We start from the raw sequence: 14,617 nt of genomic DNA on the forward strand, positions 1-14,617 counted from the left end.
GCCGGCGCCCGAACCCGTCACGCGTTTGGCCCGCAGGTCGGCATTGACCCGAGCCCCGGACTCGACGCCGAGGACGGCGCGTGACGGCCTGGTCGCAGCCGCAACCCGGTTCCGAGACCCTGTATCGGGCCATGACGCTCTCCCCTCGGTGGCGTCCCGCTCAGATGGGGCTTCCCATAGTGGGAAGGTCAACAGGCTTTTCCGGGACAGGAGGTGAAAACCACAATTGATGGCTTTCCCTCGAAAAGACGCGCCACCCGAAGAAAGCCGCGCAAGCCGGGCTTTCCACCGAGTTCGCTGAGGCGTCGCATGAGCGCGGTCGCGCCGCCTGGCCAGGTCGGGGCCGAACCGGTCCAGCGATAGTCTCAGCCGCGCCCCTTGTCCTTCCGGTAATGGTCGCGAACGAGCTGACCCGGCGAGGGCTGCGCGACCATGGTGCCGCCGTACCCGGCTGCCTTGGCCAGGTTGATCGCATGATCTGCGCACTTGGCCGCGTATTCGCCTGCGCAAACCTCGTGGCCGTCCGTGTTCGTTGCGTAAACCAAGTAGGTGCGGTCGGGATTTGCCATGGTGTTTCGCCAGAATCGCAATCGACCGATTGTGAATCGAATCGAACGGTTTCGTCAAAATCGGATATCGGTCACGACGTGTATGACGGTCCGGGCGCAGCCGCCGCAGCCCATTTTCTCGACCCTGTAGCGGACCATGACGCCCTCCCGTCGGTGGCGTCCTACGCAGATGGGGCTTCCCCTGGTGGGAAGGTCAAGGGCCGCGGCGCCCGTCAGGCCGGCGCCCACACGGCAATCGTCGTCGCAGGCTCCTGGTGGCCGTGCCGGATGCCCTCCCAGCCGAGCCAGCCCGTGTAGAGGCCGACCAGGACGATCAGAGCCGCGGAGGCGTAGGGGGCCCGCCGGGCGAAGGCGTCGAAGCCCGACCAGCGGTTCGCCACGTGCCTCACGCTGAGCGCGGCCAGGATTCCGGCCGACACCATCGTGAGCGCCAGCCCGATGCTGAAGCACACGACGAGCGCGAAGCCGAGGCTGAACTGCTTGAGCTGGATGCAGAGCAGCAGCACCGTGATGGCGGCCGGGCACGGGATCAGGCCGCCCGTCAGGCCGAACAGCACGATCTGACCGGTGGTCACGGTGCGGCCCCCGAACCGTCGCCGGATGGCCTCGGCGTGCGCCCGGGCGTGTGCGTCGTCCTCGTCGCCCAGGTTCAGGTGGTCGTGTGCGTGGCCGTGCTCCTCGAACGCGACCTCGTGGATCTCCGCCCCGGCGGACCCATCGAGGTGCAGCCGTGCCCTGAAGGCATGCGGCTCCGGGATCTCCTCCATGCTCTCCAGGAAGTCGCCCCCACTCGCGAACGAGAATGCCTGGCGGGCACCGTCGGGTCGGACCGTCTCAAGGGTGACGCGCTGGGCCGGGGGCAGCACGCCCTTGACCCGGCTCAGGCGCCAGCGCGGCGGCACGCCGTCCTCGATGACCTCCAGCTGGAAGACGCCATCGCGGGCCATGATGCCGTGGCCCTCGGCGTCGTGGTGGTGGTCGTGGTGCTGCTCGCGCCAGGTGCGCCACGCCATCCAGAGCGCGATGCCGACGATGAGGACGGCCGAGGCGAGCTGGAAGTACGGCTCGGACGCCTCGCCGCCCCACGCCTGCCCCAGGTACTGGCCGCCGAGCGCGATCACCCAGACGACCGCCGTGTGCGAGAGCGTCGCCGCCAAGCCCAGCAGGACCGCCTGCAGGACGGTGCCGCGGACCGCGATGATGAAGGCGGCCATCATCGTCTTGGAGTGGCCGGGCTCCAGGCCGTGCAGGGCGCCGAGCAGGATCGCGCTCGGCACGAACAGCCAGGCGTGCGCGGTCCCCTGCTGCAGCAATTCGGGAAACGGGACCATGACGGGTCGCCCTCCTACTTCAGATAGGTCCGGACGACCTCGATGAGCTCGGCCGCGCCCTTGGCACGCTCCGGGTCGGGCTCGCGAGCGGGGTCGACGACGTGATGGCGGATGTGGTCCTCCATCAGCTCGGCGGTCAGCCCGTTGATGGCGCCCCGCATCGAGGCGACCAGCATCAGCACGTCGGTGCAGCCGATCTCCGCCTCCAGGGCGCGCTCGACGGCCTCGGCCTGCCCCTTGATCCGGCGCACGCGCGCCAGAAGCTTGGTCTTGTCCTTGACGGTGTGGGACATGGGTCGGCTCCCTTCGCTTCGTAATATAGGGGGCTACCCTATGTATGTCGAGCGAGAAGCCCGTTGCGGGCGAGGGAGGGCGTGCCGTGACGGAGAAGGATCCCTGCACCGGCGTCTGCCGGTTCGATGGCCGGTCGGGCTGGTGCGTCGGCTGCGGCCGGACCAGTTCGGAGATCAGGGCATGGCGTAAGATGACGCCCTGTCGGCGCACGGCGCTCGCGCGCGAATTGCCGCGCCGAGTCCGGCAGGCCAGCGGGGAGGGGGCCGCGCCCTGACCGAGCGCGCCGCCTTCGACGCGACCGACCACACTGCCCGCGTGAGCCTTGCCGATGACAGCGTTCCCGAAGGCGGGATGGTACGCTCCCATCCGGATGCGAAGGACGGGTATGCCGCGCCGATGCAGGTGATGGACGAGACCGGGACCGACCGAACCCTCCCTGCCTGACGCGGCCTGGATCGGGAACCGCATCCGGGCCTGGCGCGACGACCCGGGCGGCTCCCACCGGACCTGGTCCCTGTGGGAGGAGCGCATCGAGAACTTCCGCGCGATCCGACGCCGCCTCCAGGCCGTGGTCGAGGAGATCCGGGCCGACACCTTCGGCAACGCCTACCGCGGCTCGTGACTGGAGACGGGGGCCCACGCGATCGCAGAGCAGCGCCAGGTCTTCCACGGCGCCGACCACGCCTTCCTCTGGAAGCCGAAGCTGCGCATCCCGGACATCCACGAGGACGGCGCCAACCAGGTCGCCTTCGGGCGCTTCCTCGACGCCTGCCTGCGCGGCACCGCCGAGGCGCAGGTGCTCGCGGCCATCCAAGCGCTCGACCAGGCGGGGATCACGAGCCTCGGCCCGGCGGCGGCGAACCTGCTCTACTTCCTGCACCCGACCTGGGTGAGCCCGTTCAACACGGCCATCGTGAAGGGCTACAACGCGCTGACCGGGGCCAACGCGACACTCGGCAAGTGGGACGAGTCCCTCGCCATGGGCCCGGGGGATCGTCGCCCTCAACGCCAGCCACCGGACGCTCCTCTCGAACGATGACGGGGGCGTCGCCGGCTTCCTGTTCGACGTCGGGTCCGGCCGCTGCCCGAGCGCGACGGGGGCCGCGGCCCTGGCCCGCCGGCGGGCGGACCTCGACCGGGTGCGGGCGCAGGCCGCGAGCAAGGCGGACCACACCCACACCGAGATCCAGGGCTGGCTGCGGGACCTCGGCCTGGCCCTCGGCTTCGACGTCTGGATCGCCTCGAACGACGCCGGCCGTCCCTACGGCCCCGGCCGCCTGTCGGGCGGCTGCCTCAACCGCCTGCCCGAACGCCTGACCGCGAGCGGCTCGGCCGAGACGGTGCAACTCATCGACGTGCTCTGGCTGGGCAAGGCGGGCGGCGACGTCGCGGCGGCCTTCGAGGTCGCGCGCACCACGAGCATCTATTCCGGCATCGTGCGCATGCTCGACCTCGCCCTCGGCGTCGAGGGCGGGACCGCGCGCAACTTCTTCCGGGTGGCTCGGGACAACCGCGGGGACGACGTGCGCGCCCAGTTCGCCGGGCCGGCGTTCTCGCGCGTGGGCGACCTCGACCCGCGTTACCTGCCCTCCAGCGAATTGCGCGGGACCCGCGAGGCCATTGCCCGCCCCGTCCGCATCGCACGATGACGCGGTGCGAGCCTATCCCTGAGGCATCTCGGGCCGCCGCCCGGCGGCAGACCGAGCCCATGGGCCGCCCCTTCCGGAAACCACGGAGGATAACCGGGAGCGAGAGCCCAAAGACTTCCCTCGTAAAACGCCCTTGACCCCGTACTACGGTACGGACCTTAGGCTCACGGGGCGTTGGTGATGCCGGGGCAGCACATGCGGGATCCGACCATCGGGAAGGCGGCGCGGGAGGCCGGCGTCGGCGTCGAGACCATCCGGTTCTACGAGCGCCAGGGCTTGATCGCGCAGCCGGCCAAGGGGGCCGGCTATCGGACCTACCCGCCCGAGGTGATCGCCCGCATCCGCTTCATCCGGCAGGCCCAGAGGATCGGGTTCTCCCTCAAGGAGGCGCAGGAGCTCCTCGCCCTGCGCGCCGACCCGCAGGCCGACTGCGGCGACGTGCGGGCCCGGGCCCGGCACAAGATCGCCGAGGTGGACGCGAGGATCGCCGAACTCCTGCGCGTCCGCGCCGCCCTGGAGGCCGTGGTCGCCTCGTGCCCGGGCCACGGCGGGCTGGGTGGCTGCACCATCCTGGAAGCCCTCGACGAGGCACCGCCGGCACCGGCGGCGTGCCGATGCGGCGCGCCGAGAAAGAGGAAGACGCCATGAGGACGGTCACCCTGAAGGTCGAAGGCTGGCGGTGCGCCGCCTGCTCCGCCTCGGTCGGCTCTCTGTTGGAGGCTCATCCCGGCGTCCGCGGCATCGACGTCTCCTTCGACGAGGGACGCGTCCGCGCCCTCTACGACCCGGCGACCACCAGCGAGGACCGCCTCGTCGAGCTGATCGAGAAGCGCGGCTTCCAGGTCGTGGCCCGTACTTCGGCCTGATCCGGCCGGCTGGACATTCCTGGAGACGGACCGATGGCCGCAGCAACCCTCGACACCGACTTTTCCCTGTGGAGCGAGGAGCCGGCGAGCCGGCCCGACCGGGCGCGCATCCGTGCCCGGATCGGCGGCCTGCACTGCTCGCTCTGCACCGGAACCATCGAGAAGGCTCTGGGCAGCCAGCCCGGCGTCGACAAGGTGGCGGTCAGCCTGACCCACGAGCAGGCCCTCGTCGAGTACGACCCGGCGGTCGCGCGGCCGGCGGCGCTGCTGGGGATCCTGCGCGACATCGGCTACACCATCTCCGACCCGCGCAAGGTCCGGCCCTACGAGGAGGAGGAGCGCGATCTCGTGCGCGAGAGCCGCCGCTTCGTCGTGGCGGTCGCCCTGAGCGTCGCCTCCATTCCCATCATCGCGGATCCCACCCTCGGCTGGATCGGCTTCCTACCCGCCCTGGTCTGCCTCAGCCTCGGCGCGATGGTCTTCCTCGTCCTGCGGAAGACCAGCCTCCTCGCCGCGGCCGCCAGCACCACCGGTCTCGCAGTCCTGGCACTCGGCCTGCTCTACCTGAACCTCCAGGGCTACCTAACGGCCTCCGCTCCCTGGCTCGTCGCCGCGCTCGCGGTCGTGCTCGTCTTCGGGGTTGGGCGCCACATCCTGCACATGGCCGTCCAGGCCCTCCGCCGCGGCATCCTGAACCAGCACGTGCTGCTGGAAATCGGCGCCTTCGCGGGCATGCTCGGCGGCGTCATCGGGCTGGTTCTCGACCGGCCGGACTACCCGACGGCCCCGTTCTTCGCCGTCTCGGTCATGGTCGCGACCTACCACATCTTCTCCGAGTGGCTGTCCCTCATCGTCAAGACGCGCAGCTCCCAGGCCGTGAAGCGGCTCCTCGACCTCCAGCCGGAGACCGCCCGCGTGGTCCGGGACGGCCAGGAGCGGGATGTGCCGCTGGACGCGGTCGCAGTCGGCGACCTCGTCCGCATCCGCCCCGGGGAGCGCGTGCCCGTCGACGGCACGGTCGCGGGCGGCCGCTCCGCCGTCGACCAGGCCCTCGTCACCGGCGAGCCGATCCCGGTCGAGCGCGCGGAGGGCGACGCCGTCATCGGCGGCTCGATCAACGGCACCGGCACCCTGCTGGTGCGGGTAACCGCGGTGGGGGCCGGCAGCTTCCTGCAGAAGGTGGTGCGCGAGGTCGAGGACGCCCGCGCCCTCAAGCCTGGCCTGCTCCACCTCGTCGACCGCGTCCTGCAGGTCTACACCCCGACCGTGCTCGCGGTGGCCGCGCTGGCCTTCGTCGGCTGGCTCGCCGGTTCGTGGTTGGCGGGCGGCGAACCCGACATCGAGCGGGCCGTGTTCGCGGGCTTGAGCGTCCTGGTCATGGGCTATCCCTGCGCCGTCGGGATCTCGGCACCGCTCTCCATCGTGCGGGGGTCCGGCGAAGCCGCCGAGCACGGCATCCTGATGCGGACCGGCGAGGCCTTCCAGGGCTATCGCCTCGTTGACACCGTCGTCTTCGATAAGACCGGGACCCTCACCGAGGGCCGGCCCGCGGTCCGCGAGGTCGAGGCGTTCTCCGGGAGCGAGGCCGATCTCGTCGCCGTTGCCGCCGCGGCCGAGGCCTCGTCCGAGCACCCGCTCGCGCAGGCGGTGGTCAAGGCCGCGTTCGCTCGCGGCGCCGTGCCCCCGGACGTGACCTCGTTCGAGGCCGTCCCGGGCAAGGGCATCGTCGCCCAGACCGAGGCGGGCAACGTCCTGGTCGGCAGCCCGGCCTTCCTCGCCGGCCACGGCATCGATCTCGCGCCCGCTTCAGCGCGCATCCTGACCCTGGAGGGGGCCGGGCGCACCGTCATCGTGGTCAGCCGGGACCATCGCCTGCTGGGTCTGCTCGCGCTCGACGACAGCCTGCGGTCCGACGCGGCGCAGGCGGTCGCGGCCTTGCGGGCTGAGGGCGTGAGGACGGTCCTGCTCACCGGTGACAACGAGCGGGCCGCCCGCCGGATTGCCGCCGAGGCGGGCATCGACGAGGTCCACGCGGGGGTGATGCCCGACGGCAAGGCGGAGACCGTGCGGCGCCTCCAGGCGACGGCCAAGGTCGCGATGGTCGGCGACGGCATCAACGACGCGCCCGCCCTGATGCAGGCCGATGTCGGCATCGCCATGGGCGGGGGCACCGACATCGCCATCGAGGCCGCCGACATCATCATCCTGTCGAACCGCCTGGCCGCGCTGCCGCTCGCCCGCCGCATCAGCCGGCGCAGCTACGCCAAGATGCTCCAGAACGTCTGGCTCGCCTTCGCCTTCAACGGCCTCGGCATCCCGATCGCCGCGACCGGCCTCATCAACCCGATCTGGGCCATGGTCGCCATGGCGGTGAGCGTCACCGCGATCTTCCTCAATTCCCTCTGGGGCCAGCCCGGACTGTTCCTGGGGGCGATCACGAGCGTCGGCAGCCTGCCCGGGACGAACGGGCTCGCCATCGAAGGAGGTCGGCGATGAGGTTCCTGATTTCTTCGAGCGGGGCGGCCGCACTGGCAGCTCTCCTCCTGGGACCGGTGGGGCCTGTTCGGGCCCAAGAGGACACGCCGGCCACGTCACGCCGCGGCTCCGATCTGAAGGTCGCGACCCTCCCGGTGGAAGGCATGGTCTGCCTCTCCTGCGCCGCCTCGATCAAGCGTGCGGTCCGGAAGGTGGACGGGGTGACCGACGCGGAGATCGATTTCGTCGGCCGCACGCTCCGCGTCACCTACGCCGCCGGCCGACCCCTCCTGCTCGGTCGCGTGCGGACGGCCGTCGCGGGCCTCGGCTACACCCCCGGTCCTCCCGTGGTGGCGCCGTGACGCTCGAACATCTCGTCCGGCCCCTGGCGACCGGCGCCGGCGGGCCGGCCGCCCTCTGGATCGCGTTCCTTGCCGGGGTCCTGGCCAGCGCGGTCTGCCCCTGCACCCTGCCGGTCGGGCTCGGCTTGGCCAGCGTCGCCGGGGCCTCGGAGGCGGGGTCCCGCCGCGCCGGCCTGCAGGTGGCCGGGTCCTTCTTCGCCGGAATCGTCCTGAGCCTCGCCGCCCTCGGCTCCGCGGTGGGACATCTCGGCGCGCTCGCGACGGAGGCGTTCGGCCGGAGCTGGGCCCTGCTCATGGCCGGCGTCTCGCTCGCGGCGGCGCTGCTCGCCTTCTGGTGGCCGCGCCTGCGCACCCGAGCGCTGACGGCCTGGCGCCACCCCGGCCTGCTCGGCGCCTTCGCCTACGGCGTGGTGTTCAGCGTCGGCACCTCGGCCGCGCCGCTGTTGCTGCTGCTCACGGTGGCGGCCGCGGAGGGTCGGGACGGGCGCGGCGTCGTCCTCGCCCTCGCCTTCGGCCTCGGTCGGGGCCTGCCCTTCCTCGCCGCCGGTGCGGCCGGGAGCGCGGTCACCCGCCTGGCCCGCCTCGGCGTCTGGGGCCGAGCCCTGCAGCTCCTCAGCGGCGCCGCCCTCCTACTGGTCAGCGCCTACTACGCGCGGGTCTACGCGGACCTGCTCTGAACCCCGGAGACCTCATGAGCGACGAAACCGCCTTTCTGACGGAGGTCACCCTCTCCGTGCCGGGAATGCTGTGCGACAGGTGCGCTGAGACGGTCCGTGACCTGCTGATGGCCGTTCCGGGGATCCGGCAGGCGAGGTCCAGCGCGTGGCGCAAGTACGTCGCCGTTCGGTTCGAGCCGTCCCGCGTCGGACCCGCGGAGATCCGGGCGGCGCTCGCCAACGGCGGGTTCGACGGCGCCGAGGTGCAGGCATGATCCCCGGAGCGGCAGAGCCCGCGGAGGTCGACCGCGAGCGCCTGCTCCGCGTGCTCGCGGCGGCGGCATTCGTGATCTTCTTCCAGGCGTTCATGGTCGCGCCGGTCCTGCCGCAGTTGGCGCAGGGGTTCGGCGTCTCGCCCGAGCGCGTCGGGCTCATCGTTCCCGCCTACCTGATCCCGTACGGCGCGGCGACGTTGGTCTACGGTTTGCTGGCGGACCGCCTCGGCGTCTGGCGCGTCATGGCGGGTTCCCTGGGCACCTTCGCGGCGCTGACGGCCCTGACGGCCACGGCGAGCTCGGTCGGGCAACTCGCCATGTGGCGCTTCATGACCGGCCTGGGGGCGAGCGGGGTCGTTCCGCTCGGCCTGGTTCTCGTAGGCCGGCTCTTCCCCTACGAACGACGCGGGCGCCCCCTGGGATGGTTGTTTGGGGCAATGGCCGGCGGCATGGCCTTCGGGTCGACCTTCGGTGCCCTGCTCGAACCGGTCGTGGGATGGCGCGGCCTATTCCTCACCGTTGGCGTCGCCGGGGGCGCGCTCCTGCTCGTCCTCGCGCCGTCACAGGGGATCATCCCGGGCGCCACGGCGGCCGGGACACGGCTGCCCGACCTGTTCCGCGGCTATCGCGACCTCCTGCTCAACCCACGCGGATGCCGCACCTACGGCTTTGTCCTGCTCAACTCGATGTTCCATTCCGGCGTGTTCACCTGGCTCGGCCTGTACTTCGAGCAGCGATACGGGCTCGGTCCCGTCGGGGTCGGCCTTGCGCTCCTCGGCTACGGCATCCCGGGCTTCCTCCTGGGGCCCGTCATCGGCCGCATCGCGGACCGGCGAGGGCGCGGCCGCCTGCTCCCGGCCGGCCTGCTCCTGGGGGCCTTGTCGGCGGCGGCCCTGACCCTCAACGCGCCGCTTCTCCTGGCGGCGGTGGCGGTGACGGTCCTGTCGCTCGGCTACGACATGACCCAGCCGCTGCTCGCCGGCGTCGTCACCGCGCTCGGGGGCCAACGTCCGGGGCAGGCCATGGGGCTCAACGTCTGCCTGCTGTTCACCGGGTTCGGGCTGGGAAGCCTGCTCTTCGGCGGATTGCTCCGCTTCGGGTTCGGGACGACGCTCGCGCTGTTCGCGGCGGCGGAACTGGCGCTGGCCGCAACTGCCGTGCGTCTCTTCAGGCCCGAGACGCCGTCCGTCGAAGGAGGACGCCCCTGAGCACGCCAACACCCGAATTCGAGGAGGATACCCTCGACACCGTCATCCTCTCCGCATTCCGGCAGGCGCGCCGCGAGGGACATCGCGACGCGGCCGAGCACCTCATGCGCGCCCTGGAGGCCCTCGCCGGCGCGGCCGACCCGTCGTCGGCATCGGCCTGCGTGGCCGAGGCATGCCTTGGCTTCGCGGACGAGCAGGGCACGGGACGCGCTTCCCCGACGTATGGAAGTCGATCGAGGCAGCCGCATTGAGCCTCGACGGTCCGTTCTCGTCCCGGGGCGGCAGGGTCTCTGAGGCGGAACGCGTCGGAGCGGAGCCGTGCCCCGCATTCGACACCTCTTAAGGCCGGGACGGCCCACCAGCCCAGTTTGAGGTGACCGCGGACGGCCCAACCGGCGCCGGCGGGCCGCTCGGGTGCACCGAGTCCCGCTGCGCAAGCGGAGCAGGAGCGTACCGTGCAGGAGGGCCCCGGTGCAGAGCCCCTGGAAGCGCTGGAGCGGCTCCGCCATCCTCGCTGCCGCTGCGCCGTACACGCGCTGGTTTGCCAAGCCGCGGACCTGCGCGAGCGTCGGGGACTCTCGGCCGGGCGAGGCGAAGCCCCAGGGGCGGGTGTCGCGGCCTCGTCGACGATCAGCGACGTGGACGTGCCTGTCACGAAGGCGGCGCCGCGGGACTCCGTCCGGCTGCGACGGCGCAGCCGGGTGCAAGCCACGCCCCCGCTCTCCGAGGCCGCCTGCCTTCACCTGCTCGTCGAGAACGCAGCCGTTCAGAGCATGTATCCGATGTCGGATGCTCCGGTTGGGTAGGCGAACATCGTCGTTTTCAGGTCTTCGGCCGTGAGACCATGCCGGATCGCCAGGCCGAAGATGTTGATGACCTCATCGACGTGGGGGCCGACCAAGTGCGCACCGAGCACGCGGTCGGTGTCCTCGTCGACCAGAACCTTGAAGCCGTAGGTGGGCTCGGCGACGCGCCGGGCCGTGTACCAGCCGGACACCCTCTGGCTCCGCAGGCGGAACCTCAAGTTCCTCTGCCGCGCCTCTGCCTCGCTCAGCCCGACGCTCGCGATCGGGGGGATAGTGAAGGCGACGCTCGGGACGCCGCGATAGTCAGGCCGGTACTGATTGCCCTCGATCATGTTCCGCACGGCAACCTTGGCGTCGTGGCTCGATACCGGCGTGAGGGGCGGCCCCGTCCGGGCGGCGTCGCCTGCGGCGTAGACGGCAGGGTTCGATGGGCTCTGCAGGAACGCGTTGAGCCTGAGATGCCCGCGCTCGTCCCGCGCGACGCCGGCGGCATCGAGCTGCAGCGGCTCCAGATCCGGGATTCGGCCCGCGGCGTGGACCACGAGGTCGGCCTCCATCGCCTCCTCGGCGCCGGTCTCGGACCGCGTCAGGACCGTGTACCCGTGCCCCGCCTTCTCGACCCGCACGACGGCGCGCCGCGTCCGCACGTCGATCCCCGCCTCGTGGAAGCTCTCCATGAGCCAACCGACGAGCTCGGGGTCGAACTGGGTCAGGAGGCGCTCGCCACGCTGCAGGATCGCGACGCTCGCGCCCGCCCGGGCCGCGATGTGCGAGAACTCGGCCGCGATGTAGCCACCCCCGACCAGGATGATACGAGGCGGGAGCTCCTCAAGCTCCAGGAACTCCTCGTTGGTGACGAGGTGCTCGGCGCCGGGAAAGGGGAGCGGCGCTGGGCGGGCTCCGGCCGCGATCAGGATGTGCCGCGCCTCGCAAACGCCCTCGCCCGCGATCGCGACCGCGTTCCGACCCACGAAGCGGGCTTGGCCGTGAAAGGCGTCGATGCCCTTCCCGGCGTAGTTCCTCGCCTGCTTCTCCGGGATCGGGGCCGTGAAGGTGCGCTTGAACGCCATGAGCTCCGGCCAGGACATCCGAGCCTCGGGCGCGACCACCCCGCGGGTGCGCATGCGGCGGATGTCGTCCATCACCTGGGCGCCGGTCACCAGCATCTTCTTGGGGTCGCATCCGCGCAGGGCGCAGGTGCCGCCGAAGGGCCGGAAGTCGGTCACTGCGACCTTACGGCCGGCGGCCGAGGCCCGATTGCTCGCGACCATGGCCGCCGTGCCACTGCCGATGATGATCAAGTCGTAGCTTCCAGCCATCTCGTTCACCCAGACTTGCGAGGGATGTCCTGCTCACCGGCAGCTCCTCTTCGGTCGCGAGCCCTGCCGGGACGGCCCGCATTGCGCGCGCAGGTGGCGCAGCACCGTCGGAGGTGTCAGCCGAAGCCGACCCGCCCGAGCGCTGCAAGGGCACCTGCGGCCGCCGGTTCGTACGGAGCCACGGAGGCCAGTGGCACGTCGGACGGAAGATGGATGGATGGGCAAGCCACAGCGGACGAGGGCAAGCGCGGCGAAGGCGAGGAAGGTGGCGACTCCCGCGCTCGCGCCGGTTCCGGGATATTGCCCACCTCACGCGAAGGGCCGCGAGCGGACAGCATGGAACCTCCCCGAACAGGTCGGCAGCCAGACAGGCGCAAGCGGGCCCCGGCTCGGCTTGGTGCCTCGGACGAGCCCGCGTCTGACCCGACCGGCGACAGAAGATGGGCCGATGGCCGCACGCACGATGGTCAACAAACCTGGAGCAGCTTCAGGTTTCCGCCGGGCCGGAAGTTTCTTCGGTTCCGTATCGGCCAGAGGTGAATGCGAAGTTCGGTCTGGATTGTCGAACAGGCTCGGCGGCGTCTGCCCGCGAACCTATCGGCCGGCCTCGGAGGGTGCCGGTTTGAGCGCGCTCGCTGCTGGCGGTCACGTGTGGAGCAGGCCGTCGGCCACCTGAGGCGGCGGGAAGCCGCCGGCCGCGTGCCCGAAGCATACGGCCGGCGGATGCAGGCGTCACGAGTCCTCGTCCTGGAACAGCGTCTCCATGATCGGACAGTCGGGTACGAGGCCGCCGATACAGGCCGCGGTCATGTCCTTCAGGACGCGCTCCATCCGCCGGAGGTCGGCGATCTTCGCCCGCACCGCGATCAGTTGGCGGTCGGCGACGCCCTGGACTTCCCCGCAGGTGACCGCGTGGCGGTCGACGAGCGTCAGCAGCGCCCGGATGTCCTCGACGCTGAACCCGAGCTCGCGGGCCCGGCGGATGAAGGTCAACCTCTGCCGGTGAGCTCGATCGTAGATCCGCTGGTTCCCGGCCGTCCGGGGCGGTGCCGGCAGGAGCTTGACCTTCTCGTAATACCGGATCGTCTCGATGTTGACGCCGGTTCCCTCAGAAAGCGCCCCGATGGTCAGGGCAGCGCGTCCGCGCGACGCAGGAACGATGCCCATGCAAATCTCCTTGAACCTGTAGTCGCTACAGATGCTAGCCCCTCCAAGGTGGGAGGGAAAGCCGTGTTGAAATTCTCCTTGATTGCCCGCGTCCCCCAGGCCTTGCGCAGGCATGCCCGGAGTGTGATCGACGAAATCTCGCGCTTCCGCCTCCGGCCGCTGCGCCTCGGGAGCCTTCCGGTCGTCCTGGCCCTGACCGGCCCGGCGCACGCCGGCGACGTGGGGCTCTTCGCGCTCCCGATCCCCGACAGCTACCCGGAAAGCGTGGCCGTCGGACCCGGTGGCACCATCTGGTTCACGGAGAAGCAGGGCAACAGGATCGGGCGGCTCGCTCCCGACGGCGAACTGACCGAATACCCCATCCCGACCCAAGACAGCCGCCCACAGGCGATCGTGGCCGGTCCGGACGGCGCCCTGTGGTTCACGCAGAACCGCGGCAACAAGATCGGGCGCATCACGCCTGCGGGCGTGATCACGGAATATCCGGTCCCGACGCCCGAGAGCTACCCGTTCGGCCTCACGACGGGGCCCGACGGTGCCCTGTGGTTCACGCTGTCGGGCACGAACCGGATCGGCCGCATCACGGCCGAGGGGAGGATGAGCGAGTTCAGCCTCGCCAAGACCCTGACGCCTTACGGCATCACGCTCGGGCCCGACGGCAATCTCTGGTTCACGGGCTTCAACAGCAACACGGTCGGCCGGATCACACCGGCCGGCCAGGTTGCGGAGTTCCCGCTGCCGACCCCAGATAGCGCCCCGCAAAATATCGTTTCCGGTCCGGACGGCGCCCTGTGGTTCACCGAGGCTGCGGCGGATGCCATCGGTCGGATCACGACAGACGGCAGCGTGACCGAGTTTACGCTCGCATCGTGCGCGCCTGGTTCCGTTTCCGAGGACGGCCACCCTGCCCGTTGTACGGGCACGAGGTCTCCCTGCGGCATCGCGGCCAGCAGCGACGCGCTGTGGGTGACGCAGCATTGTGGCGGACGGCTCAGCCGTCTGTCCCCGGGCGGACGGCTCAGCGAGATCGGTCTGGGCGGCCTCAAGGCACCGAACGGGATCGCAGTCGATCCGGACGGCGCCGTCTGGTTCGCCCTCGCCCGCTCGAACGGGATCGGGCGTCACCGGCCCGAGGGCGGCAACCGGTGAGCGACTCTCGGGTCTTCGCCGGGTCGTGGACGGGGCCGCAGGTCCGCCGGCGGCGACCCGGCACGGGCAAGACCGAGGGCGACGCATGTTCCACTCTGGCGAGACCATCGCCCGCGAGGAATGCGCCGCGCTATTGCCACGCTTCGGCGGCGCCGGGCTGCTTCCGGCCGTTGCCACCGACGCGGGCTCCGGCGCCGTCCTGATGCTGGCCTGGATGAAGGCCGCCGCGCTCCACAGGAGCATCGAGACCGGTGAGGCGTGGTTCTGGAGCCGGTCCCGGCAGCGCCTCTGGCACAGGGGCGCGACGAGCGGGCAGGTCCAACACGTCCAGGAGATCCGGGTGGACTGCGGCCAGGACGCGATCTGGCTGAGGGTTCGCCTGGCCGGTCGAGCAGGGTCCTGTCACACCGGCCGCTCCAGCTGCTTCTACCGTCGCGTGGTGACCGGGCCGGACGGGCCGATCCCTCATCCTGGACCCGATCCCACCGGGG

16 protein-coding genes and 1 pseudogene are annotated in these 14,617 nt (G+C 71.1%); 12 read left to right on the forward strand and 5 right to left on the reverse strand.

Going from position 1 to position 14,617, the window contains the following annotated elements; all coding sequences use genetic code 11:
* Positions 1-365: 365 nt before the first annotated feature.
* The 3 genes from MMB17_RS09655 to MMB17_RS09665 form a co-directional block, all read right to left on the reverse strand.
* Complete coding sequence (locus tag MMB17_RS09655; RefSeq protein WP_009865907.1) at positions 366-569, reverse strand: hypothetical protein; 204 nt, start codon at positions 567-569, stop codon at positions 366-368.
* A 212-nt stretch (positions 570-781) separates the two neighbouring features.
* Entirely contained in the window at positions 782-1,900 is a 1,119-nt protein-coding gene (locus MMB17_RS09660) for a nickel/cobalt efflux transporter (protein WP_012752951.1), read from the reverse strand.
* A gap of 14 nt (positions 1,901-1,914) precedes the next feature.
* Positions 1,915-2,193: a metal/formaldehyde-sensitive transcriptional repressor gene (locus MMB17_RS09665; RefSeq protein WP_009866592.1), complete on the reverse strand. Its 279-nt coding sequence runs from the start codon at positions 2,191-2,193 to the stop codon at positions 1,915-1,917.
* A gap of 44 nt (positions 2,194-2,237) precedes the next feature.
* Between MMB17_RS09665 and MMB17_RS09670 the strand changes: the two genes are divergently transcribed.
* The 10 genes from MMB17_RS09670 to MMB17_RS09715 all read left to right on the forward strand — a co-directional run bounded on the left by MMB17_RS09670 (position 2,238) and on the right by MMB17_RS09715 (position 9,685).
* Positions 2,238-2,468 (forward strand): DUF1289 domain-containing protein, encoded by a 231-nt coding sequence (locus MMB17_RS09670; protein WP_012752952.1) that lies wholly within the window; start codon positions 2,238-2,240, stop codon positions 2,466-2,468.
* A 522-nt stretch (positions 2,469-2,990) separates the two neighbouring features.
* The gene (locus MMB17_RS25465) at positions 2,991-3,233 is read left to right on the forward strand and encodes a hypothetical protein (RefSeq protein WP_009866593.1); all 243 of its coding nucleotides are present in this window, start codon (positions 2,991-2,993) and stop codon (positions 3,231-3,233) included.
* Between the two features lie 100 nt (positions 3,234-3,333).
* The gene (locus MMB17_RS25470) at positions 3,334-3,843 is read left to right on the forward strand and encodes a hypothetical protein (RefSeq protein WP_238231528.1); all 510 of its coding nucleotides are present in this window, start codon (positions 3,334-3,336) and stop codon (positions 3,841-3,843) included.
* A 195-nt stretch (positions 3,844-4,038) separates the two neighbouring features.
* Entirely contained in the window at positions 4,039-4,491 is a 453-nt protein-coding gene (locus tag MMB17_RS09685; RefSeq protein WP_009866299.1) for a MerR family DNA-binding protein, read from the forward strand.
* A complete protein-coding gene (locus MMB17_RS09690; RefSeq protein ID WP_043766175.1) occupies positions 4,488-4,709 on the forward strand; it encodes a heavy-metal-associated domain-containing protein in 222 nt (73 codons plus the stop codon). Before MMB17_RS09685 ends, MMB17_RS09690 begins: the two co-directional genes overlap by 4 nt.
* A gap of 33 nt (positions 4,710-4,742) precedes the next feature.
* Positions 4,743-7,205, forward strand: coding sequence for a heavy metal translocating P-type ATPase (locus tag MMB17_RS09695; RefSeq protein ID WP_012752954.1), 2,463 nt, complete (start codon positions 4,743-4,745; stop codon positions 7,203-7,205).
* On the forward strand, positions 7,202-7,546 hold the full coding sequence (locus MMB17_RS09700; RefSeq protein WP_012752955.1) for a heavy-metal-associated domain-containing protein: 345 nt from the start codon (positions 7,202-7,204) through the stop codon (positions 7,544-7,546). Before MMB17_RS09695 ends, MMB17_RS09700 begins: the two co-directional genes overlap by 4 nt.
* Positions 7,543-8,223 (forward strand): cytochrome c biogenesis CcdA family protein, encoded by a 681-nt coding sequence (locus tag MMB17_RS09705; protein WP_009866213.1) that lies wholly within the window; start codon positions 7,543-7,545, stop codon positions 8,221-8,223. The genes MMB17_RS09700 and MMB17_RS09705 overlap by 4 nt, the downstream gene beginning before the upstream one ends.
* Positions 8,224-8,237: 14 nt before the next feature.
* Positions 8,238-8,477, forward strand: a complete 240-nt coding sequence (locus MMB17_RS09710; RefSeq protein ID WP_241101811.1) for a heavy-metal-associated domain-containing protein — start codon at positions 8,238-8,240, stop codon at positions 8,475-8,477.
* A complete protein-coding gene (locus MMB17_RS09715) occupies positions 8,474-9,685 on the forward strand; it encodes an MFS transporter (RefSeq protein WP_241101812.1) in 1,212 nt (403 codons plus the stop codon). Before MMB17_RS09710 ends, MMB17_RS09715 begins: the two co-directional genes overlap by 4 nt.
* Positions 9,686-10,451: 766 nt before the next feature.
* Here MMB17_RS09715 and MMB17_RS09720 read toward each other — a convergent pair.
* Both MMB17_RS09720 and MMB17_RS09725 read right to left on the reverse strand, forming a co-directional pair.
* The gene (locus tag MMB17_RS09720; protein ID WP_012752959.1) at positions 10,452-11,810 is read right to left on the reverse strand and encodes a dihydrolipoyl dehydrogenase family protein; all 1,359 of its coding nucleotides are present in this window, start codon (positions 11,808-11,810) and stop codon (positions 10,452-10,454) included.
* 732 nt (positions 11,811-12,542) lie between these two features.
* Positions 12,543-12,977, reverse strand: a complete 435-nt coding sequence (locus MMB17_RS09725; RefSeq protein WP_012752960.1) for a MerR family transcriptional regulator — start codon at positions 12,975-12,977, stop codon at positions 12,543-12,545.
* 63 nt (positions 12,978-13,040) lie between these two features.
* On the opposite strand from MMB17_RS09725, the gene MMB17_RS09730 reads away from it, so the two are divergent.
* Positions 13,041-14,126, forward strand: a complete 1,086-nt coding sequence (locus tag MMB17_RS09730; RefSeq protein ID WP_012752961.1) for a Vgb family protein — start codon at positions 13,041-13,043, stop codon at positions 14,124-14,126.
* 85 nt (positions 14,127-14,211) lie between these two features.
* Positions 14,212-14,589 (forward strand): annotated as a pseudogene (gene hisI, locus MMB17_RS09735) (phosphoribosyl-AMP cyclohydrolase); the annotation flags it as partial.
* Positions 14,590-14,617: the final 28 nt, after the last annotated feature.

The organism is Methylobacterium organophilum (assembly GCF_022533465.1).
In the GTDB taxonomy this organism is placed as follows: Bacteria; Pseudomonadota; Alphaproteobacteria; order Rhizobiales; family Beijerinckiaceae; genus Methylobacterium; species Methylobacterium organophilum.

Bases quoted from the DNA above. Each gene is read 5' to 3' on its own strand.
- MMB17_RS09655 (WP_009865907.1), bottom strand. From the start codon at position 569: ATGGCAAATCCCGACCGCACCTACTTGGTTTACGCAACGAACACGGAC.
- MMB17_RS09660 (WP_012752951.1), bottom strand. From the start codon at position 1,900: ATGGTCCCGTTTCCCGAATTGCTGCAGCAGGGGACCGCGCACGCCTGG.
- MMB17_RS09665 (WP_009866592.1), bottom strand. From the start codon at position 2,193: ATGTCCCACACCGTCAAGGACAAGACCAAGCTTCTGGCGCGCGTGCGC.
- MMB17_RS09670 (WP_012752952.1), top strand. From the start codon at position 2,238: ATGTCGAGCGAGAAGCCCGTTGCGGGCGAGGGAGGGCGTGCCGTGACG.
- MMB17_RS09685 (WP_009866299.1), top strand. From the start codon at position 4,039: ATGCGGGATCCGACCATCGGGAAGGCGGCGCGGGAGGCCGGCGTCGGC.
- MMB17_RS09690 (WP_043766175.1), top strand. From the start codon at position 4,488: ATGAGGACGGTCACCCTGAAGGTCGAAGGCTGGCGGTGCGCCGCCTGC.
- MMB17_RS09695 (WP_012752954.1), top strand. From the start codon at position 4,743: ATGGCCGCAGCAACCCTCGACACCGACTTTTCCCTGTGGAGCGAGGAG.
- MMB17_RS09700 (WP_012752955.1), top strand. From the start codon at position 7,202: ATGAGGTTCCTGATTTCTTCGAGCGGGGCGGCCGCACTGGCAGCTCTC.
- MMB17_RS09710 (WP_241101811.1), top strand. From the start codon at position 8,238: ATGAGCGACGAAACCGCCTTTCTGACGGAGGTCACCCTCTCCGTGCCG.
- MMB17_RS09715 (WP_241101812.1), top strand. From the start codon at position 8,474: ATGATCCCCGGAGCGGCAGAGCCCGCGGAGGTCGACCGCGAGCGCCTG.
- MMB17_RS09720 (WP_012752959.1), bottom strand. From the start codon at position 11,810: ATGGCTGGAAGCTACGACTTGATCATCATCGGCAGTGGCACGGCGGCC.
- MMB17_RS09725 (WP_012752960.1), bottom strand. From the start codon at position 12,977: ATGGGCATCGTTCCTGCGTCGCGCGGACGCGCTGCCCTGACCATCGGG.